The 20,265-nt window shown below is 47.1% G+C and carries 18 protein-coding genes; 10 read left to right on the top strand and 8 right to left on the bottom strand.

The window, feature by feature from the left end:
- Positions 1-10: 10 nt before the first annotated feature.
- Positions 11-598 (bottom strand): Holliday junction branch migration protein RuvA, encoded by a 588-nt coding sequence (gene ruvA / locus ABIE50_RS07620; RefSeq protein WP_142683719.1) that lies wholly within the window; start codon positions 596-598, stop codon positions 11-13.
- Between the two features lie 193 nt (positions 599-791).
- Here ruvA and ABIE50_RS07615 point away from each other — a divergent pair, with 193 nt between their 5' ends.
- Positions 792-1,802: a beta-ketoacyl-ACP synthase III gene (locus tag ABIE50_RS07615; protein ID WP_209866914.1), complete on the top strand. Its 1,011-nt coding sequence runs from the start codon at positions 792-794 to the stop codon at positions 1,800-1,802.
- A gap of 49 nt (positions 1,803-1,851) precedes the next feature.
- On the opposite strand, the gene ABIE50_RS07610 is transcribed toward ABIE50_RS07615, so the two are convergent.
- The 4 genes from ABIE50_RS07610 to ABIE50_RS07595 all read right to left on the bottom strand — a co-directional run bounded on the left by ABIE50_RS07610 (position 1,852) and on the right by ABIE50_RS07595 (position 7,019).
- A complete protein-coding gene (locus ABIE50_RS07610; RefSeq protein ID WP_209866912.1) occupies positions 1,852-3,789 on the bottom strand; it encodes a sensor histidine kinase in 1,938 nt (645 codons plus the stop codon).
- A gap of 12 nt (positions 3,790-3,801) precedes the next feature.
- Positions 3,802-5,709 carry a sensor histidine kinase gene (locus tag ABIE50_RS07605; protein WP_209866910.1) on the bottom strand — a complete coding sequence of 636 codons (1,908 nt, stop codon included), beginning with the start codon at positions 5,707-5,709 and terminating at the stop codon, positions 3,802-3,804.
- A gap of 74 nt (positions 5,710-5,783) precedes the next feature.
- Positions 5,784-6,479 (bottom strand): NUDIX hydrolase, encoded by a 696-nt coding sequence (locus ABIE50_RS07600; RefSeq protein ID WP_209866908.1) that lies wholly within the window; start codon positions 6,477-6,479, stop codon positions 5,784-5,786.
- A 48-nt stretch (positions 6,480-6,527) separates the two neighbouring features.
- The gene (locus ABIE50_RS07595) at positions 6,528-7,019 is read right to left on the bottom strand and encodes a DinB family protein (protein WP_209866906.1); all 492 of its coding nucleotides are present in this window, start codon (positions 7,017-7,019) and stop codon (positions 6,528-6,530) included.
- A gap of 151 nt (positions 7,020-7,170) precedes the next feature.
- Between ABIE50_RS07595 and ABIE50_RS07590 the strand changes: the two genes are divergently transcribed.
- Complete coding sequence (locus ABIE50_RS07590; protein ID WP_209866905.1) at positions 7,171-7,638, top strand: GNAT family N-acetyltransferase; 468 nt, start codon at positions 7,171-7,173, stop codon at positions 7,636-7,638.
- A gap of 73 nt (positions 7,639-7,711) precedes the next feature.
- The gene (locus tag ABIE50_RS07585) at positions 7,712-8,566 is read left to right on the top strand and encodes a GNAT family N-acetyltransferase (protein ID WP_209866903.1); all 855 of its coding nucleotides are present in this window, start codon (positions 7,712-7,714) and stop codon (positions 8,564-8,566) included.
- Positions 8,567-8,620: 54 nt separating this feature from the next.
- Here the strand turns inward: ABIE50_RS07585 and fabD are convergent, their stop codons facing one another.
- From fabD to ABIE50_RS07570, 3 genes are all read right to left on the bottom strand, one after another.
- Entirely contained in the window at positions 8,621-9,511 is an 891-nt protein-coding gene (gene fabD / locus ABIE50_RS07580; protein ID WP_142683727.1) for an ACP S-malonyltransferase, read from the bottom strand.
- 119 nt (positions 9,512-9,630) lie between these two features.
- Positions 9,631-10,218 (bottom strand): GTP cyclohydrolase I FolE, encoded by a 588-nt coding sequence (gene folE, locus ABIE50_RS07575; protein WP_209866901.1) that lies wholly within the window; start codon positions 10,216-10,218, stop codon positions 9,631-9,633.
- Between the two features lie 43 nt (positions 10,219-10,261).
- Positions 10,262-10,675, bottom strand: coding sequence for a 6-pyruvoyl trahydropterin synthase family protein (locus ABIE50_RS07570; protein WP_079469374.1), 414 nt, complete (start codon positions 10,673-10,675; stop codon positions 10,262-10,264).
- A 114-nt stretch (positions 10,676-10,789) separates the two neighbouring features.
- Between ABIE50_RS07570 and mqnB the strand changes: the two genes are divergently transcribed.
- The 7 genes from mqnB to ABIE50_RS07535 all read left to right on the top strand — a co-directional run bounded on the left by mqnB (position 10,790) and on the right by ABIE50_RS07535 (position 20,234).
- Positions 10,790-11,458, top strand: a complete 669-nt coding sequence (gene mqnB / locus ABIE50_RS07565) for a futalosine hydrolase (RefSeq protein WP_209866899.1) — start codon at positions 10,790-10,792, stop codon at positions 11,456-11,458.
- Between the two features lie 26 nt (positions 11,459-11,484).
- Positions 11,485-12,282, top strand: coding sequence for a 1,4-dihydroxy-6-naphtoate synthase (locus ABIE50_RS07560; RefSeq protein WP_142683730.1), 798 nt, complete (start codon positions 11,485-11,487; stop codon positions 12,280-12,282).
- A 31-nt stretch (positions 12,283-12,313) separates the two neighbouring features.
- Positions 12,314-12,922 (top strand): RNA polymerase sigma factor, encoded by a 609-nt coding sequence (locus tag ABIE50_RS07555; RefSeq protein ID WP_209866897.1) that lies wholly within the window; start codon positions 12,314-12,316, stop codon positions 12,920-12,922.
- 125 nt (positions 12,923-13,047) lie between these two features.
- Complete coding sequence (locus ABIE50_RS07550; protein ID WP_209866896.1) at positions 13,048-14,058, top strand: FecR family protein; 1,011 nt, start codon at positions 13,048-13,050, stop codon at positions 14,056-14,058.
- Between the two features lie 101 nt (positions 14,059-14,159).
- A complete protein-coding gene (locus ABIE50_RS07545; RefSeq protein WP_209866894.1) occupies positions 14,160-17,606 on the top strand; it encodes a SusC/RagA family TonB-linked outer membrane protein in 3,447 nt (1,148 codons plus the stop codon).
- Positions 17,607-17,617: 11 nt separating this feature from the next.
- Positions 17,618-19,078: a RagB/SusD family nutrient uptake outer membrane protein gene (locus ABIE50_RS07540; protein WP_209866893.1), complete on the top strand. Its 1,461-nt coding sequence runs from the start codon at positions 17,618-17,620 to the stop codon at positions 19,076-19,078.
- A 4-nt stretch (positions 19,079-19,082) separates the two neighbouring features.
- Complete coding sequence (locus tag ABIE50_RS07535) at positions 19,083-20,234, top strand: redoxin domain-containing protein (RefSeq protein ID WP_209866891.1); 1,152 nt, start codon at positions 19,083-19,085, stop codon at positions 20,232-20,234.
- Positions 20,235-20,265 lie beyond the last annotated feature (31 nt).

Raw genomic sequence — 20,265 nt, 5'->3', positions numbered from 1 at the left:
TTACTTCTTCTTATAACGTTTTCAGAGCCTTCTTTATCAGTTCTTCCAAATTTTGCAATAGCGGCTCATTTTTCAGGACTTTCTGGATCGACGATTCTGCCATATTCCGGGCTATTCCCAGAGTTATCAGAGCATTTAACGCATCTTCGTGGATTGTATTGTTCACACTTGCAGATAAATGTATACCCGTATCCTTGTGTTTCGTCAGCTTATCTTTGAGCTCCAGAATTATTCTTTTGGCTGTTTTCGCACCGATTCCCTTTACGCTTTCGAGCATTTTCTCGTTTTCCATCATGATAGCGCGTTGCACATCTTCCGGCTGAAGGGAAGACAACATCATGCGCGCGGTGCTGGCGCCTACTCCGGAAACACTGATCAGCAGGAGGAAAAGGCTTCTTTCCGCCTCTTCAAAAAAGCCATACAACGTGTGTGCATCTTCTTTAATCTGCAGGAAGGTTAACAGTTTGCAACTCTCCATATTCTGTATCCGGGAATATGTGTTGAGGCTGATCTGTACTTCATAACCGATTCCATTCACATCCACATGAACAAGAGCAGGCGACTTATAGGCTAATTTTCCATTCAGATAAGCAATCATACGACGAGGTAAAGATTCAGTAAATTTATTAAACTTTTGGAAATTGATTAATAATGTATTTGGGAAAACCGGGGCAAAGATGCTAACTTTTAATGGATTGACAATCCCTAATATTTGTCATATGCGACTTTTTTAGGAAATATACGTTTATATCGTATTTTTACGCCTCGTTTTAAACACATATTTAGTTTATATGAATAAAATAACGGCCGCTATTACAGCGGTGGGTGGATATGTTCCCGATTACGTGCTAACCAACCAGGAATTAGAGAAATTAGTAGATACAACCAACGACTGGATAATAACCCGGACGGGCATCTCGGAGAGAAGGATATTGAAGGGAGAAGGGAAAGGCACCTCTGATCTGTGTGTTCCCGTAGCACTGGAAATCTGCAAAAAAAGAGGAATTTCCCCGGAAGAAATTGACCTGCTGATTGTGGCCACTGTAACCCCTGACATGACTTTCCCGGCTACCGCCAACGTGGTAACCGATAAAATCGGTGCAAAAAATGCCTTTGGCTTTGATATCAGCGCTGCCTGCTCCGGTTTTTTATATGCCCTGGAAACCGGTGCACGGTTCATTGAAAGTGGCCGTTACTCCAAAGTAATGGTTATCGGGGCCGACAAAATGAGCTCTATCATTGACTATACCGATAGAACCACCTGTATCATTTTTGGAGATGGCGCCGGCGGCGTACTGCTGGAGCCGGATACTGAAGGCTTTGGCTTAATAGACAGCATCCTGAAAAGTGATGGTCATGGCCGCGAATACCTGCACATGAAGGCCGGCGGATCTGTAAAACCTGCTACCATTGAAACAGTAAATAACCGTGAGCACTACGTATACCAGGAAGGTAAAATGGTGTTTAAATATGCCGTTTCCAACATGGCGGAGGCTGCGAAGGATGTAATGGAACGTAATAACCTTACTGCAGAAGATATTGCGTGGCTGGTTCCTCACCAGGCAAACAAACGTATCATTGCCGCTACTTCCCAGTACATCAATGTACCCGACGAAAAGGTAATGATGAATATTCACCGTTATGGTAACACTACTGCAGGTACCATTCCTTTATGCCTGTGGGATTATGAAAAGTTCCTGAAAAAAGGAGATAACGTGATGATGGCTGCTTTCGGCGGAGGATTTACCTGGGGCGCCAACTATATTAAATGGGCGTACGACGGGGATAAATCCGGTAAATAATATACTGCTCAATATTAAAACGGATAACAGCAGCGATCATCCGCAGCTGTTATCCGTTTGTATTTTTAACCTCTTCCAGCATGGCGGTGAACACCAGGTACCTCTCTTCACTGGCCGTTGCCTGCAGGCCGCCCTTCATCTTATCTAAAAAGTCGCGCGTAATAGCAAAACTAAGGGCCTGCATATCCTGCTGCCAGCCGGAGAGGCGCTGCAGGATATCACCGGCGCCGGCGCCGGTATCCGCAATAATGCGGACATACACCCTCCCGTCTTTATTCCAGGCCGATAATACCAGCAGGCTGCCTGGTTGTGCATATTGTACGGAAAGCCGCAACAGGTGGAGCTGGGCCCCCCTGAACATCTCTGGATCGGCCATTACCCAACAGCCGGCAGGCAGCAGGTTCACCACCACCAGGCCTTTTTCTTTTATGGCGGATACCATTTGCTTCAACGTATGATCAATAGTATCATCCAGCAAACAAGGCTTTCCCTGGTAGGCAAATCCCGATAACTGCATACGGATCCATTTTAAAATGTTGTCAAATATGCTCAGCGTATTACCCGATACGGCTGCGATCTCCCTGACCAGAGCCGTCATTTCCGCCTGGCTTGCGCCCTGGTTGCGCAGTTGCAGCGCTGCGGAGGAAATATATTGTAACGGCTCACGGAAATCGTTGGTAATAATACTGATCAGCTTATTCTTGAACTCATCATTTGCCCGCAGGGCTATATTTTTAAGGGCAACGCCGGTATAGCTGTCGGATAATGCCTGCTCCTGTCTTTTCCAGGCCAGGTATTGCCGGCGCCGGCTGTAAAGCAGGATGAATAACAGGATCACAATAATGAACAGCCCTGCTATGATAAACTGGCTTTGCTTTCTGCGCAGCCGCACCTGTTCCAGCTCCTGCTGCTGCCGCTGGTTGTTACGGGCCAGTTGTTGCAGCGACTGTTCCTTCAAAAAGAAAGCGATGTAATTCACCTGGTCCTTTTCCTGCTGGTAGCGGTACTGTGCGGCCAGCCGCATTATTTCCCTGCTGTAGTAGCCTGTTTTCGCTGTATTCCGCTGTTGCCGGTAGTAGTCGTATAACCCTGCGAGGGTAGGCAGGTTCAGCTCAATACAACCGGCTTTTTTTGCCAGCTCATAAGACAGCTCCCGGTAACAGGTGGAATCCGTACGGTACCCCAGCCGGTTATAATCTTCCAGGCGGTTATAAATATCCATTGCCACATAGGGCAATCCTCTTTTCAGCGCCGCCTCCGCCAGCTGATTGATCCTCGCTTCCGCCTCTTTCCCCCTTCCCTGTATTACCAATGTATCAGTGGCATAGGCATCGATATAAAGCGGCAGCCGGCTGTAAGGATACTTCCGGCTGATATCTGCTGCGGTTCTCAGCGCCCATAGTACGGAGTCCTTACGGGTACTATCCCTATAAAAACGCATGACATAATTCACCAGCAGTATGCTATAAACAGAGTCCTGCGACGCCGGCAGCCTGGCCGCCATATGAAAGGCCTCATAGAAATAATTGTTGGCATCTTCCGGTCGCCCCATATTCCGGTAATAGAGATACAGGTTGCTAAGCGTTTTGGCGATGCGGGGGCTGTCGGCCACAGCTTTGTGAAGCTGCAGTGCCCTGTAGCCGTAAATACCGGCAATATTAAAATCTGTTCTCAGGGCATAACAGAAGCTCATCACATCAAAGGCATCTGCCAATCCTTTTTTGTACTGATATTTTTCTGCCATTTCATATTCCCTGATGGCATAGGTAAAGCTGCTGTCGAGGTTAATCATCATATATAATGCCCCAAGTTTGCCAAGGGTATTAATACGGTCAATACTGTCCTGCTGAACAGACAGTTCCTGCAACAGCCCCGGTAATTGGGATTGCCGGGCGGCGGCGCGCTGTGTAGTACATAACAATATCATCGCCAGCAGGCCGGCGGCGTATATGTGTTTATAATACAGATATCGGATACTACGCGTCATATTTTTTCCTGGTCACTCCGGCAACTGGTAATAAAAAGTACTGCCTTCATCGGCATTGTTTTCAGCATGTATCTTTCCGTTCATTTTATCAATAAAATCTTTACAGATGATGAGCGCAAGGCCTGCGCCTTTACCGGCGCGTTCTCCTTCAACAGCGTTGCGGTTCCAGTTAAACAGGTGAGGAAGCATGGCGGCATCTATCCCGGAGCCTTCATCTGTGAAGGCAACGGTGAGCCAGCCATCCTTACGTGTAGCCTTTACCGTTATCGCTCCCTGATCCGGGGAGAATTTAATAGCGTTATGTAAAAAATTCCGGTGGATAAACTGCAGCATTTCATAGTCGGCCGCAACGGTGGTGTTTGCCGGGATATCCACTACTATGCGGATCTCTTTCCCTGTGACCAGGTGTTGCAGGTTTTTTACCGTATGGCTGATCATTTCTTCCAGCCGGAATATTTTGGGCCGGTATACAAAACCGGATAACTGGGTACGGATCCATCGCAATATTTCTTCAAAAATAACCAGGGTACCGGCAGCAGTATGTTCCACTTCCGAGATCATGTTGGCGGCTTCCCTTACAGTGAGTGACTTTTCATCTATAAACCCGGTAATATTAACGATGTTGTGCAGCGGTGTTCTGAAATCATGCGCTATCATGGAGATCAGTTTATTTTTAAAGTCGTCGCTATCCCTGAGAGCATTGTTACCCAGCCGGATCTCCTCCTGCAGGGCGGCCATGCTGGCAGTATTTTTCCGGGAGAGGCGGTAAGCGCGCACAAAATATGTTACCAGGACAACCAGTAAAATCGCGATAGCAGCTATGATCAGCAGCTGGTAATACCAGAAATGATTGGCGGCTTTATTAACTGCCAGTTGTTGTTTTTGTGATTGGTTTTGTTGTTGCAGGGAATCCAGCCATTCGTCGCCAAAGGCATAGGAAAGATAATCTGCTTCGCCGGCCTGCATATCTTCCTGTTGCTGCATCATTACGCCGAGGGCCAGGCGGCTGTAGCCGGCAGCCCGGGGGGAGTTGCCCGATCGCAGTGACCTGTTATACAAGCTTGTGATCACCGGCAGCATTAAGCCGGCATAACCGCCGGCTACTGCGTAGCTCACCGATTGGCGCTGGTACTGTAAGGAATCCGGTTGTTGCTGCCAGATGCGGTAGCCTGTTAGCTGGAGGCTGGCGTACATAGCTATATAATTAAGGCCGGCGCTATCGGCGGCAGCTATTACACTTTTCAGGTTTTCTTCTGCTTTTTTTATTTCACCTGCGCGCAGCTGTTCATTGGCTGCAAACAACCGGGTGTACAGGATCCCCAGTTCGTCGTGATACCTGTGAGCCAGCGAGATGGCCTGCCGTAGCCCTTTTTGGGCAACGGGCAATGCAACGGAGTCTGATTCATTAATGAGGTAGTAGCTGGCCAGCACCCATGCCCGCAGGGAGTCCAGTCTCATATCCCAGGTCACTTTCAGTGCCCGGTTGATATAACGCTGCGCTTCCTCGTGTTTTTGCTGGTACTGGTAGAAGGTGCCGATATTCATCAGGGCTACTGCCACCCCGGCAGAGTCGCCAGCGGCGCGGCAGGCCGTAAGGGCGTTGTCATAGAAAAGATAGGAAAGATACCGGTGAGGGCGCAGGGCATAATAGCGGCCCATACCGCGCAGGGCGTCGCGTTGCCCTTTGTTGTAGCTGATGCGCTCCGACAGCTCCTTGGCGCGTTTGGCGTATATCCCGCTGCTATCGAGCTGGCGGGGCAGGTAGAGCGTTGATAGCCTGTTCAATGCATCCGCATAGTTTGCACTGTCCGTTATCCGTGGTAACGCATTCTTAATTGCTATAATATCATTATGCTGGGCATATAATGCCTGCGAAATAAAAAGCAGGGCATACAGGCCAATACGGTGTAAACATGACATAATGGGGAATCAGCCGGCTGTAAAATAATTTTATTTACAGTCCCTGCTTCCATCCATTTTGTTCATTTTACCGGCTAGATTTCGAATACCAGTCCTTTCCGTTTCAGGGCCTCATATTTTTCAGGATCGAAGCGGTAGAGGTGAGCGCCTTTTTTAGAGGAGGTTTTATCTTTTTCCTCCAGTTTTTCCATTACATCCAGCGACAGGATCTTCTTGCGGAAGTTACGTTTATCAAGGGTTTTGCGGTATATTTCTTCATAGAGGCATCTCAGTTGGGAGAGGGTAAATTTCTCCGGCAGCAGTTCAAAACCTATGGGGTGGAACTGTGCATTATTCCGAAGTGCGGCCAATGCATCTTCAATCATTTTACCATGATCGAAGATCAGCTCTGGTATTTCGTGCAGCTCCAGCCAGTGCGCACCATGTTCGCGGGCCAGTGGCTTATCATGATTTTTGATACGGATCAGGGCGTAGTAGGCAACGGATATTACCCTGGCGCCGGTATCGCGGCCTACATTGCCATAGCAATGCAGCTGGTTCATATAAATATCGTCCAGCCCGGTGGTATGCGCCAGTACACGGGCGGCCGCTTCATCGGTGCTTTCATCTTCCTGCACAAAACCGCCTACCAGCGACCATTCGCCGGCCATAGGCGCTACCTTCCGTTCCATGATCAATAATTTCAGGCGGCCTTCATCAAATCCAAAAATGATACAATCCACTGCCACCAGGTGTTTCGGGGCCTTTGCATAAAAAGAAGCAGCATTCATATAGGAATTTTAAAAGGCGGAAAATCTATCAAAAATAATAAAACCGGATTATTTTTTTGGCTTAAAACGGTTGTATTCCGTGGCCGGTATCTTACCCACTCCCAATATCCCTAACATATATACCAGCTGACCGCGGTAAAAGGTACTATGGTTACATACCTCCATCACCGCATCCTGTACAGCCATTTTATAGTGTTCGCTTTTCTTGAGGGTATATGCAATGGTATGGTTCAGCTTTACCTGGCTGGCTTTTTCCACCCATTCTTCCAGTAAGGCCGACTGTGAAAGCCAGGCGGCACAGGCATCTGTAAAACTGCCGCTGAAGCCTGCAGTGGGATCCGTTGTTTTTTCGGTGAGCTGCAAACGCTGATGCCAGAGGCTTTCCGTATACCATATGTGATAAACGGTATTACGTAACGTGGAAAAACCTCCCCCCAGCTCCCTGTCCAGCTGTTCGTCCGTTAGTTTAAGCAATACCTTTGCCAGCTGTTGATTAGCCCAGCTGTTATAAGCTGTATAATGCGCAAGCATATTTTTCATGTAAGAAGCAATTAATGCCATTTTCACCTAAACAACCTACAAATTACAATATTGTTCGTCATTTTAACTATAGATATTTGCTACGTCCTTTATCCCAACGGGCCGGTAAGGAACCTGAAATTTTGATTATTTTTGGTTAATATACCGAGATATGGAAGATATAACGTTAAGGGTTGCACGAAGAGAAGACAGCGCCCGGTTGATGGAGCTGATCCGTGAGCTGGCAGCATATGAAAAAGCGGCGGAACAGGTTACGGTAAGCCAGGAACATTTTGAAGAAGCCGGTTTTGGCCCTAACCCGGTGTGGAAGGCATTTGTAGCCAGCACAGTGATCAACGGCCGGGAAGTGATCCATGGGTTTGCGCTTTACTATACGCGCTACTCTACCTGGAAAGGCTGCCGGATGTACCTGGAAGATATCATTGTTACCGAGGAGTGGCGGGGCAAAGGCATCGGGAAATTGTTGTTCGACCAGCTGGTGATCGAGGCAAAAGAAAAACAGTTCAGCGGAATTGTTTTCCAGGTACTGGAATGGAACACGCCAGCCATTAATTTCTACCAAAAATATACTGATAAATTTGATCCCGAATGGATCAATGTCAGCATAGAACTGCAATAATTTTTCCGCTCATAAAATTCCGGGACGGTATGTCGTCAATCCTTGCTAATATTGGCGACATACCCATTCCACTATGATCTATATCCACGATTTCCGTACACTTCACAACGTATCTACCCCTGGTCTCTGCGACACCTTCAATGCCGCTTTCAGCGATTATATAGTACCACTGCACCTTACGCCCTCCATACTGGAACAAAAGATGCAGGGTGAAAATATCCTGCGGGATTATTCTATCGGCGCCTTTGCAGGCAATACACTTGGCGGCTTCATTTTACATGCTGCAGATAACAAAGTGCATCCCACTATGTTATACAACGGTGGAACCGGTATTATCCCGGAATACCGCGGGCAGCACCTCGTACAGAAAATGTACGACCAGTTCATACCTGCTTACCAGGCACAGGGCATCCGTAAGATTATCCTGGAGGTGATCAGTACCAACCTTCCTGCTATCAAGGCATATACGAATACCGGGTTTGATAAAACCCGTACCATTCATTCTTTCAAGGGGAATATACATACGCGTAAAAAACCGGCGGGCATCTCCATAAAAGAAAACAGGACACCCGACTGGCCCCTGCTGGCCACCTTTATGGATATGGTTCCCACCTGGTCTAACACTATCAGCAGTATACAACGGGAAGCACCGTTCACCGTTACCTGGGAGGCTGCTATAGACGGGCATACAGCGGGATTTATCAGTGTGCATAAAGACACCCGGAGGATCAGGAATATAGCCGTACACCCGGAGTTTCGCAGAAGAGGCGTAGGAAGCGCCCTGCTGCAGTATGCCTCCGATCAGTTCATGGGAGCGGCCGTGAGCATCATTAATATCGATGAGCATTTCCCTGAAATAGACAGGTTCCTGCAACAGGCGGGACTAACGAATTACCTGTCGCAATACGAGATGGAAATAGTATTATAAAATAAAAATGCAGCGGGTTATCCGCTGCATTTTTATTTTATAGAGATGATATTATCAGTTGATACCGTTCACCACTGTTTCCTTGTTAATTTTCTGGATCAGGCCCTGTAATACTTTACCGGGACCAACTTCCGTAAATTCCTTACCACCGTCGGCTACCATGGCCTGTACGGATTGTGTCCATTTCACCGCGCCCGTTAGCTGATCTATCAGGTTCTGTTTGATCTGTACAGGATCGGTTACCGCTACGGCCACCACATTCTGGTAAACCGGGCAGGAAGGTGTATTGAAAGTAGTGGTATTGATAGCTGCCTGCAGCTCTTCTTTGGCAGAAGCCATTAACGGCGAATGGAAAGCACCGCCTACAGGGAGGATCAGGGCTCTTTTAGCACCGGCAGCCTTCATTCTTTCGCAGGCGATTTCCACCCCTTTGAGGGTACCGGAAATCACCAGCTGACCGGGGCAGTTATAGTTAGCCGGCACTACCACTTCTCCGGTTTCTGCAGTAACAGCAGCGCATATTTCTTCTACTCTGGCATCGTCCAGGGCCAGTACGGCAGCCATGGTAGATGGTTGCAGCTCGCAGGCTTTCTGCATGGCATTGGCACGGATGGCCACCAGTTTCAGGGCTGCTTCAAACGACAGTACGCCATTGGCTACAAGGGCCGAAAATTCTCCCAGGGAGTGGCCTGCCACCATTTCCGGTTGTGCGTGCTCTGTACAGAGGAAGGCAATCACTGCATGCAGGAAAACAGCAGGCTGGGTAACATTGGTTTGTTTCAGGTCTTCTTCGGTGCCGCTGAACATGATATCAGAAATACGGAAGCCTAAGATGTTATTTGCCTGTTCAAAAAGTTCTTTTGCTTTTACGTTGGTGTCGTACAGATTTTTGCCCATACCCGGAAACTGGGAACCTTGTCCGGGAAATACGAAAGCATGCTTCATGTGGATATAAATTAATATTTTTTCAAATATAAATAAGAATTACGGATTTACAGGTAGCTGATAAATATAAATTACTATTATCATCTACCCATAAATCCGTAATTAGTAATATAGATTTTTTATTTGGAGATCAGTTTCATGAATTCTGCCCTGGTGGTGCCATGCTCAAACTGGCCACTGAACGCGGATGTGGTAGTAAGGGAATTTTGTTTTTGTACTCCTCTCATCATCATGCACAGGTGCTGCGCTTCTATTACCACGGCAACGCCCTGTGGCTGCAGCGTTTCCTGGATAGCATCCAGGATCTGGTGCGTAAGGCGCTCCTGTACCTGCAGGCGGCGGGCATATACATCCACTACCCTGGCAATTTTGCTCAGACCGGTGATATACCCGTTTGGAATATAGGCTACGTGCGCTTTTCCAAAGAAGGGCAGCATGTGATGCTCGCACATAGAATACAACTCTATATCTTTCACTATCACCATTTCACTATATGCTTCTGTAAACTTTGCGCCCTCCAGTATTTCATGCGCATCCTGCTGGTATCCCTGTGTGAGGAACTGCATGGCTTTAGCCACCCGTTCGGGTGTTTTCTGCAGCCCTTCCCTTTCAGGGTCTTCCCCCAGCAAGTGCAAACATTCTTTATAATTTTCTACAAGACCGGACGTGATCTTTTCATCGTAACTTTCGTTCTTATTATACGCCATTCTTATATGATTTAATAAATTTCAAAGGCCGGGACAGGATGTATTATTTCCCACCGTAATACTCTACGTATATGCGTGGGGTTTCATATAATTTGATACAGTGCAGCTGCACTTCCGCCGGCAGGTGTTTGGCCAGCTGGTCCCAGATAGCGATCGATAAATTCTCGGCAGATGTGAATTTATCTTTCATAAAATCAACATCCATATTAAGATTCCGGTGATCTATCTTTTCTATCACCGCATCCCGGATAATTACGCCCAAAGTTTTGGCATTAAATACAAAACCCGTTTCCGGATCAGGATTACCTTTTATAGTGACGTGCAGTTCGTAATTATGACCATGCCAGTTTTCGTTGGCACATTTACCAAAAACTTCTTCGTTCTTCTCTTTGCTCCAGCCCGGGTTAGATAACTTATGCGCTGCATTGAAGTTCTCTACTCGCGTTAAATAAATCATTATTGCAAAAAATTTTTGCAAAAATACCACTATTAAACGAGTAGTGCCAATTTATCCTAATTCCTGTCAATTGTTTTACACGGCAAGCAATCATTTTTGCCTTATTTTTACCGGATGAAAATATTGGTGACCGCGGCTACCACACTGGAAATACAGCCCTTTTTACAGTATCTCGACACACATATCCCGGCCCTTAAAGCCGCAAACTGCCATATAGATGTGCTGATTGCCGGTATTGGCATGATGCACACCGCTTTCAGCCTGGGAAGGCACCTGGTGGTAAACCGCCCCGATATAGCCATACAGGCCGGTATTGGCGGCTGTTTCCGCCATCACCGCGAATTGGGGGAAGTGATGCTCATTAAAAAGGAGTACCTGGCCGACCTCGGTGCGGAAGACAACGATCAGTTTAAAGATTTATTTGATATACAGCTCTGGCAGCCATCACAACCGCCATTTACCGGTAACAGCCTGGTGAACACCTTTGCGGGACTGCCCGAAGTGCCTCCCCTGCCCCTTGCAACAGGCGTGAGCGTAAACCTTGTAAGCGGCAGCCAGTTTACCATACAAAAGCTGGTGGCCAAATACGACCCGGACATAGAGAGTATGGAAGGCGCTGCCTTTCATTATGCCTGCCTGCTGGAAAAAATACCATTCGTCCAACTCAGGAGCATCTCTAACTACGTGGAAATCAGGGATAAAAGTAAATGGAAGATCCCCCTGGCCGTAAAAACACTTAACGAACAATTGATAAAGACCGTGGAAACACTGGCCGGCATTTAACGACAGCATATAAAATTTCGACAGCTATGCATTTATCTTTAGGTTTTTCACCCTGCCCGAATGATACTTTCATTTTTGATGCACTGGTAAACAACAAAATAGATACAAAGGAATTTACCTTTGATACGCATCTTGAGGATGTGGAAACATTGAACAACTGGGCGTTGCAAGGCAAACTGGCCGTTACAAAGCTGAGCTTTGCAGTATATCTCAAAGTAAAAGACCAGTATGAGCTGCTCAACAGCGGTAGCGCACTGGGACGGGGCTGCGGGCCATTACTCATTGCCAAAAAAGATATTCCCCTGGAAGAGATAAAAAACAAGACCATCGCCATTCCAGGCGAAAACACTACCGCCAACCTCCTTTTCTCTATTGCTTTCCCGGAAGCCACCAACAAAAAGGTAATGCTGTTTTCTGAAATAGAAAACGCCGTACTGAACGGCGATGTGGATGCAGGCGTAATCATCCACGAAAACCGCTTCACTTACCAGCTTAAAGGCCTGGTAAAACTGATGGACATGGGTGAATACTGGGAACAAACCACCGGTAACCCTATCCCGCTGGGAGGGATCTTTATCCGTAAAGATATACCAGAAGCTGCCCGTGCCCAACTCGACACACTTATCCATAACAGCCTGCAGAATAGTTATACTACTTATCCGCAATTGTCTGATTATGTAAAATCACATGCGCAGGAAATGGATGAATCTGTGATGCGTCAGCACATTGATCTGTATGTGAATGATTTTAGCCTGGATCTGGGCAAAGAGGGGAAAGCCGCTGTGGAAGCGCTGATGGAAGCAGCAGAAAAAATCCGTCCGTAGGCAGCCGATTTTTTCGTTCTTTTGTTGCGGTATGATCGATAATAAGGATACAGACCTGTGGAACAGGTTTCGGCAAGGAGAGGAACAGGCACTATATACCTTGTATGAAAAGTATTATCACCTGCTCCTTTTCCTGGGCCTTAAAATATGCGCCAGAAGCGAACCGGTGAAAGACTGTATCCAGCAGGTGTTTCTTTATTTCTGGGAGAAAAGGGAAGGCCTGGATACCGTCAGTAATGTACGCAGCTACATTATCACCTCTTTCAAACGCAAACTGTTATTACATCTTCAACAGGAAAAAAAAGACAATGGCCTGCTATCGCTCTGGATGGAAACCGAAACCGGCAGCGATACACCCTCTGCTGAACAACTGCTGATGCAGCAGCAACAAAGCAAAGCAGCCATCGGGCGCATACAGGAAGCCATCGCTTTACTCAGCCCGAGGCAAAAAGAACTAATTAATCTCCGCTTTTATGAAGGCAGGAGCTACGATGAAATAACAGACATCACCGGGCTTACGCACCGTACCGTCTACAATCATTTGTACGAAGCACTTAAATCCCTCAAACAATCACTTGAACAGGATCTCAAATCCGGCAACCTGCATTTGAGAACATTACTGCTGTTACTTCCCTTATAAATTCCCTGTTAGATTATTTTCAATAAAGCTTCTTTAAAATAAAAAATATCAAAATCTGAAAATTTACCGGTACATACCCGGTAAAAGAGAGCTGATTGTCGCTCTACTTTAAAAATGGATGGAGAATGCTGCCAAAGGACCTGAATGAATTAGACCTGTTGCTTGACGATACCTTTCTGCAATATATCCGGAGAAACAGTGACACGGCTATTGCTAAGTGGGAAAGTTATATCCGGCAGCACCCTGAAATAAAGGATAAGGTGGCTGCAGCGGTAGCCTTGTATTATAATATTAACGCAGCTGAAGCAGAAAAAGACAGGGCTGCACAATTAAACAGGCTGCAACAGGCCGTAAAAGCTACCCGCCCTGTGCGCCGCATCAACTACCGGCAAATAGCATGGCGTGCTGCTGCAGTACTGCTGCTGCTGGGAGGCATCGCCCTGTTTTGGCCACGGCTGAAACCGCGTACGCCGGCTGCAGCTCCCAACACCTTCCTGGTATACTCCAGTGAATGGGGACAACGCAAACTGCTCACTTTGCCGGATGGCTCTTCAGTGATCCTGAACGCCAATACAACTGTAAGGATTCCTTCCGATTACAGCAACAAACACCGGCATGTGGAACTGGTAAAAGGTGCAGCGCTGTTTGATGTACAAACCAACCCGGAAGATCCGTTCATGGTAACCAGCAAACAAATTCAGACAACAGTGCTGGGCACTTCCTTTCTGGTAAAATCATATCCGTATGAGCCACAGTCGACAGTATCATTGCTCAGTGGAAAAGTAAAAGTGAGTGAAAAATCAGGCACAGCTGCACCACTTACCCTGGCGCCCGGCGAACAGGCGAAGTGGAATGAAACGAAACAGGAAATGAGCAAAGCATCTTTTGATACCATCGCTTTGCGTACCTGGAAAACAGGCAAATTAGTATTTGATAATGCCAGCGTATCCGAGGTAATACGGCAACTGGAAAACTGGTATGGAATACCATTCCGTGTAAATGGAAATCCGTTATATAGCAAACGGTTCTCCGGTGCGTTCGACAACGATAAATTAGAAAAGGTTTTGAACATCTTTTGTTTTACAGCCGGATGTAGTTTTCAAATACAACCGGACAAAGTGCTGATTCAATTTTAATAACAGGCGTTTCCACCAAAATCGCTGAATCGGGATCACATACAGGCTGCCGGCGCCTGCATGCAGTTACCCACATCAACCATCATTAAAAAATCTGATGCATGACTTTTAATTATGCGCGCCTCCGTGCGCCGTTAAGCACTGCGGTAAAATGGCAGTTCCCTCTTTTGGTGTTGTTAATGCTAACTACCTGTATGCTATCATACGGACAGCAAAGAAAATCAATTGCGTTCAGGGAGGCAGACATTGCCACTGCCTTCAAAAAAATCGAAAGCACCTACCAGGTAAAATTCTTCTATGCTGCGGGTACATTGCCGGTCAGGCGGATCACCCTGGCTTCTAAACAGAGAAGCCTGCGGGAAGTACTGGAAGAGCTGGAAGATGCATCTGGTCTTCAGTTTAGGACCAGCGGCAATATGATCGGCGTGGTAATGCCTTACAACAATATCAACATTACCAAAGCACAGCCGATGATCAAGGGAAAAGTAACCGACCGCAAAGGACAGCCGCTACCAGGTACCACCGTCCGCGACATAATCAGTGGCAGAGGCACGGTAACCGATGCCAATGGCGCATTCGTCATTGCATCTGAAGAAGGCCGCCCCTTAATGATCAGCAGCATTGGCTACCGCCAGAAAACACAGGTTATTTCCGGTACAGAAAACCGTATTACGATGGATGAAGATGCTACCAGTCTTGGTGGCGTAGTGGTAATGGGTTATACGAATAAACAGGCCAGCGAGCTAACCGGCGCTGTTCAAAAGATTTCGGGTGATCAGCTACGCAGTTCCGTTTCTTCTTCCAATATACTCTCTATGCTGAAGGCCAAAACCACTGGCATGTATATAGTGGAACCTTCCGCCGATGCCGGTGCAAGAGGACAGGTATTGCTCCGCGGCCAGTCGTCTCTCCCATCCGGTACCAGCGCCTACTTTGGACCACTGATCGTTATTGACGGCGTAATTTCCAACTCGCAGAATTTACAGGACGTGGTAAATCCTGCTGATGTGGAAAGCATTACCATCCTGAAAGATGCTGCATCTACCGCCATCTATGGGTCGCGCGCAGCACAGGGTGTAATTGTGGTGGCCACCAAAAGGGCCGCTGCGAACAGCGGCGTGCATGTAACACTGGATACCCGCTATGGCGCTATAAAACAGAACCGCGCCATCCACATGATGAATACGTCTGAAAATATTGCACTGATGGACAAAGTGATGCAACGCAGATGGGAGGAAACACCTTCCCTTCAGCAACAGTTCCCCACTGCGGCAGATTTCATCCGGCAAAGAAGGATCTACACGGATGAGGATAAAACAAAAAATCTCGACTGGGAAAAAGCAATGTTTGATGATGGAAATTTTTCTGATATCAGCCTGGGGCTTAACAGTGGCAACGATAAAACAACACTGTATGCCGGCATGGACTGGTACAAGGAAAAAGGAATTAATAGCGGCAACACTTTTGACCGTCGAAACCTGCGCCTGAATATTGTGCAGCAATTCTCAAAAAAGGTCTCCGGTGGGTTGAACGCCAGTGCTATCATCGATAAAACCATTTCCCGCAACGGGGTGCCTGCACTTTATATGACCCAGCCTTTTGTAACACCATACAATGCAGATGGCTCACTGGCCGATAGCATCCCTGTAAAGCAATCCAATAACTTTGGCGTGCCATATACCACCTGGTCGCAGAATTTTCTAAGCGAAAAAAAATTCGATAACACCGCGGTTATCAACAACCAGCACTTTACCGGAACCGGATGGCTCAGTTACCAGGTATTGTCGTGGCTGAGCGTTAAAACCACCAATACCATCGATTATATCAATACCCACCGGAACTCTTACCTGGATCCACGTAGCTTCTCCGGTAAATATGGAGGCTACCCTTACCTGTTTAAGCCCGGCGCTGCGCTCCCCAACGGAACGCTCACCATTGCGGACACCAGGTTCTCCAATTTTACTTCTACCAATACGCTGAATGCTGTTAAACGGTTTGGCGATCATCAACTGAATCTCCTTGCGGGCACGGAATGGGCAAAGCGAACCAGTGAAACCAGCAGCACCGATATGTACAACCTGTTGCCCGGCGAAAGAAATATGGGCGCCGCAAAAAATCTCGGCAGCGCCATTAGTGTCGCGTATAATTCTCCTTACCGGCCTTCCGGCTCCTATACAGAAAGAGCAAGCTTCTCCGCCTTCAGCGAATTAAACTATAACTACCAGTCGAAATACTACGCTGCCACCTCCCTTCGCACCGATGCCTTCACCAATTTCGGCCGCAACAAAAGGTATGGCACCTTCTACGCTATAAGCGGCGGCTGGCTGATCAATAAGGAAGTTTTCCTGGCAGATGTAAAAGCAATAGACCTGCTGAAGCTGAGAGTAGTGCACGGAACTTCCGGAAGGGACGTAGGCGATGGATACCTGAATCAAACCCTTTATGCTGCAGGCTCCGGTTATACCTACGACAATATTAACAGCATAGGCTCCGCCATCACACAACTGGAGAACCCGGATATTAGCTGGGAAACCACTGTTAACAATACCGTAGGCATAGACCTCAGTCTTTGGAAACGCATTGAACTTTCTGCCGACCTCTATTCCAAACTCAGCAAAAACCTGCTGCAACAGGTATTTGTTGGCTCTGCGCAAGGCTCTTTCCAACAATACCAGAATGTGGGAGAAGTGCTGAACAAAGGACTGGAACTGATGCTCAATACCCGCAATATAGATACAAGGGATTTCAGCTGGACCACCAACCTGAATGTGAGCTTTAATAAAAACATCATAAAAAAACTGTACGGCGATTCCCTGCTCGATAATTACAACCGTGCGTATTACCGCTATACGGGAGAAGACCTTAATGTAATTAAAGCCATTCGTTATGCAGGCGTAAATCCTGATAACGGCGCACCACTGTTTGAAAACTATGATGCTTCGGGGAAGAAGCAGGTAGTAGAAGGCATTGGCGGGTTGGCAGATATCCGCAATTACCAGGCAGTGGGCTCGGCTACACCGAAATTCTTCGGTGGCTTCACAAATACTTTCACCTATAAACAATTTTCCCTGAGCGCCGAAATGTGGTTCCAGGCAGGCAATTATACCGCTATGAGCCTCATCAACAACTTCCAGGATCCCACCGCGCCTTTCCTTGGCCGGAATAATGTGAACTGGCAGTCCAGCCAGAAAGTGTGGCAACAACCCGGTGACAAAAACGCCAACTATCCCGATGTATACAGCAGCAAAATGAATATCTGGCGGGCCTTCGACAGCCGTTCGTCGCTTATATATGGCAATGCCAGCCATATCCGCATGCGGAATATCAGGATTGGTTATGACCTTGCACAGAGGACACTTGCCAGGATCCATGCACAGCGTGCAGGCGTATTCGTTAGTATGGACAATGTTTTTGTTATCAAACATAAAGATTATGTAGGAGCCGATCCGGAAGGTGCCGCTATCGGCACATCTACCTCCTACGGAGGTGTAGGCATCGGAAATGCCAACCCACGGCGCATTACTGCCGGTCTTAATGTCACATTCTAAACCAAAGAAAAATGAAGCGTATAATTATAATAGCCGCAGCAAGCCTTATTGCATTAAGCGCCTGCAACAAACAACTGGATGAGCTGCGTCCGCACAACGTTACCAATGAATCGGATCAATTCAGTACCCCTGAAGGGTTTGCACAGGCTGCACTGGGGCTTTACCCAATGATCACTACAGGTGCTGCCATGGAAAACAGTTACTTCGGGTATGGCGATGTTACCATGTTTCTGTCAGAAGCGCATGGCAACAATATTCATTCACTGGACCTGGGCCCCAATCAATATACCGATGCGTTTAACTATATCAACTCACCCGACAAGGATCACAGCTGGACCTATTACTTTTGGAGAGGAAGTTATTTTACCATCCTGCACGCCAACAAATTGCTGGATAACATAAAAAAAGATGAACAACGTCCCGCAATATTACAAGCCAAAGCAGAAGCATTGTTCGTGAGAGCATTTGTATACTTTAACCTTGCACGCTTCTATGCCAGGCCCTACTACCAGGATGCAGCATCGTCGCCGGGGGTAATGCTTATTACTACCGCTGCCAATGGCATCGATTATAAACCCGCCCGCAGCAGCACAAAAGCAGTATATGAACAGATCATTGCGGACCTGGAAACATCCCTTTCCCTGTTTAACCAGGAAAAGTCCAACAGCTTTGCCGGGAAGCAGGCGGCAGCAGCCTTGTTATCACGTGTGTATCTTTATATGGGCGGTACCTTCCAGCAGCCGGATGCTGCATTCAACCAGAAAGTAGTAAGCTACGCCGACCAGGTAATTAACAGTAACAAGTATATTCTACTCCAAAACGATGCATACCGCGCTTACTATAACAGCAGCAATGTGGCTAATAAGGAAGATGTTTTTGCGGGCAACATGGATTTCGGAAATGCCTCCATCAGCCAGCAATATGCGTACCCGCCACAAATCAACTATACAGGCGGTTATTATCGTCCTTCTTCCGACCTGCTGTCGCGCATTGCGAAAACAGACCTGCGCAGTTCCCATTACAAAGTAAATGTAACGCCAGGCTTTCCCGACGACAGTATTGCCACCGTTAAGTACATGTATCTATACAATGCCATTTACAGCAAATCGCCCTTCCGTTATATCCGCCTGGCAGAAATATACCTGAATCGTGCAGAGGCTAATGCAAAGCTCGGTAAAAAAGATGCCGCACTGGCAGATCTGAACATTATCCGTAACCGTGCAGGTCTTGCGTCTGTGGATCTTTCCGGGCAGGCACTGTTTGATGAAATATTATTGCAGCGCCGGATAGAGCTGGCCTTTGAAGGGCATTCAGGGTTTGATTATTTCCGGAATGGCTTACCAATGGTACGGGACTATTCCTCTGCCAGCAGTGGGGCCATGACCATCCCGGCCACCAGTCCTAAGATATTATTGCGTATCCCGCAGGAAGAAATCATCCTTAATCCAAATCTTACACAAAACGAACAATAAAATTATGAAAAAAATATTCTGCGTATTGTCGTTACCATTAGTACTAAGTCAACTGGTTAACGCACAGAAAAAATTCAGTATAGCCGGCACCGTTACCGGAAATTCACCTGCTAAATATTACCTGCAGTACAGCAATGGCACAAAGTATGTAACAGACAGCGCTGAAGTAAAAGACGGCAGGTTCAGCTTTACAGGCACATTATTACAACCCGCTCCCGGCGTGGTTTCCGCAACGCTGATCAGGAACATGACCGGCAATAAGAAAGAACAGGCATACCTGTTCCTGGAGCCAGCCGCCATGACTATCAACATAGCAAACGGCGATCTGAGCACCATTGTTATGAAAGGCTCTGTAAGCAATGATGAAAACGTACAGCTGGAAAAAGAAAAGGAAGCAGCTGCCGAAAAATACAAACCATTACTGGAGGCCTTGCGCAACGAAAAAGACCATGATAAGGCAGCAGCCATCCGGGAGCAGCTGGCGCCATACTTTAATGCCAACAGCCAGCTGTCAAGAAAATTTATCCGCGAACATCATAACTCCTTCCTCAGCGTTTACCTGATGCGTTTTGAAATTAGCAGTATGACACTGGACTCCGCCAGATACTATTACAATAGCCTGAGCGCCGCCTTGCAAAAAAGTAAAGAGGGCCTGGACATCGCCAAAGAAATAAAAAGTCTTGAACAAGGCTCTCCGGGCAGTATTGCTTTTAACTTCAGCAAAAAAGATATCAATGATCAGCCACTCAGCTTATCTGATTTCAAAGGAAAATATGTACTGGTAGATTTCTGGGCCAGCTGGTGCGTGCCTTGCCGTGCAGGTAATCCTCACCTGCTGGAATTGTATAAACAATACAAGGATAAAGGGTTTGAAGTGATCAGCGTATCGGACGACGACCGTAATCATGATGCCTGGAAAAAGGCGGTGGAAAAGGACGGTATCGGTGTATGGAAACATGTACTGCGGGGACTGGATATGAATAAACGCATGAAGAATGAGCCTAACCCCGAAGATATCAGCGAGCACTTCGGCATACATTCTTTACCCACCCAGATATTAATTGACCCCAAAGGCGTAATTATAGCGCGCTATGGCGGAGGAGGAGAAGAACATGAAGCGTTGGACAGCAAACTGAAAGAGGTCTTCAACAAATAATTCTTTCCTAAATAAAAAATGCAGTGATTAG

The sequence above is a fragment of the Chitinophaga sp. OAE865 genome (genome assembly GCF_040546735.1).
GTDB classification, from domain to species: Bacteria; Bacteroidota; Bacteroidia; order Chitinophagales; family Chitinophagaceae; genus Chitinophaga; species Chitinophaga polysaccharea_A.
The sequence above is the reverse complement of the archived record's forward strand: the minus strand, read 5'-3'. Positions and strand labels throughout refer to the sequence as shown.

Excerpts from the sequence above, each read along its gene's own strand:
- folE (WP_209866901.1), bottom strand. The coding sequence starts at position 10,218 with ATGGCGTATAATAAGAACGAAAGTTACGATGAAAAGATCACGTCCGGT.
- ABIE50_RS07570 (WP_079469374.1), bottom strand. The coding sequence starts at position 10,675 with ATGATTTATTTAACGCGAGTAGAGAACTTCAATGCAGCGCATAAGTTA.
- mqnB (WP_209866899.1), top strand. The coding sequence starts at position 10,790 with ATGAAAATATTGGTGACCGCGGCTACCACACTGGAAATACAGCCCTTT.
- ABIE50_RS07560 (WP_142683730.1), top strand. The coding sequence starts at position 11,485 with ATGCATTTATCTTTAGGTTTTTCACCCTGCCCGAATGATACTTTCATT.
- ABIE50_RS07595 (WP_209866906.1), bottom strand. The coding sequence starts at position 7,019 with ATGAAAAATATGCTTGCGCATTATACAGCTTATAACAGCTGGGCTAAT.
- ABIE50_RS07540 (WP_209866893.1), top strand. The coding sequence starts at position 17,618 with ATGAAGCGTATAATTATAATAGCCGCAGCAAGCCTTATTGCATTAAGC.
- ABIE50_RS07615 (WP_209866914.1), top strand. The coding sequence starts at position 792 with ATGAATAAAATAACGGCCGCTATTACAGCGGTGGGTGGATATGTTCCC.
- ABIE50_RS07610 (WP_209866912.1), bottom strand. The coding sequence starts at position 3,789 with ATGACGCGTAGTATCCGATATCTGTATTATAAACACATATACGCCGCC.
- ABIE50_RS07605 (WP_209866910.1), bottom strand. The coding sequence starts at position 5,709 with ATGTCATGTTTACACCGTATTGGCCTGTATGCCCTGCTTTTTATTTCG.
- ABIE50_RS07545 (WP_209866894.1), top strand. The coding sequence starts at position 14,160 with ATGACTTTTAATTATGCGCGCCTCCGTGCGCCGTTAAGCACTGCGGTA.
- ABIE50_RS07535 (WP_209866891.1), top strand. The coding sequence starts at position 19,083 with ATGAAAAAAATATTCTGCGTATTGTCGTTACCATTAGTACTAAGTCAA.
- ruvA (WP_142683719.1), bottom strand. The coding sequence starts at position 598 with ATGATTGCTTATCTGAATGGAAAATTAGCCTATAAGTCGCCTGCTCTT.
- ABIE50_RS07550 (WP_209866896.1), top strand. The coding sequence starts at position 13,048 with ATGCTGCCAAAGGACCTGAATGAATTAGACCTGTTGCTTGACGATACC.
- ABIE50_RS07555 (WP_209866897.1), top strand. The coding sequence starts at position 12,314 with ATGATCGATAATAAGGATACAGACCTGTGGAACAGGTTTCGGCAAGGA.
- ABIE50_RS07590 (WP_209866905.1), top strand. The coding sequence starts at position 7,171 with ATGGAAGATATAACGTTAAGGGTTGCACGAAGAGAAGACAGCGCCCGG.
- fabD (WP_142683727.1), bottom strand. The coding sequence starts at position 9,511 with ATGAAGCATGCTTTCGTATTTCCCGGACAAGGTTCCCAGTTTCCGGGT.
- ABIE50_RS07600 (WP_209866908.1), bottom strand. The coding sequence starts at position 6,479 with ATGAATGCTGCTTCTTTTTATGCAAAGGCCCCGAAACACCTGGTGGCA.
- ABIE50_RS07585 (WP_209866903.1), top strand. The coding sequence starts at position 7,712 with ATGATCTATATCCACGATTTCCGTACACTTCACAACGTATCTACCCCT.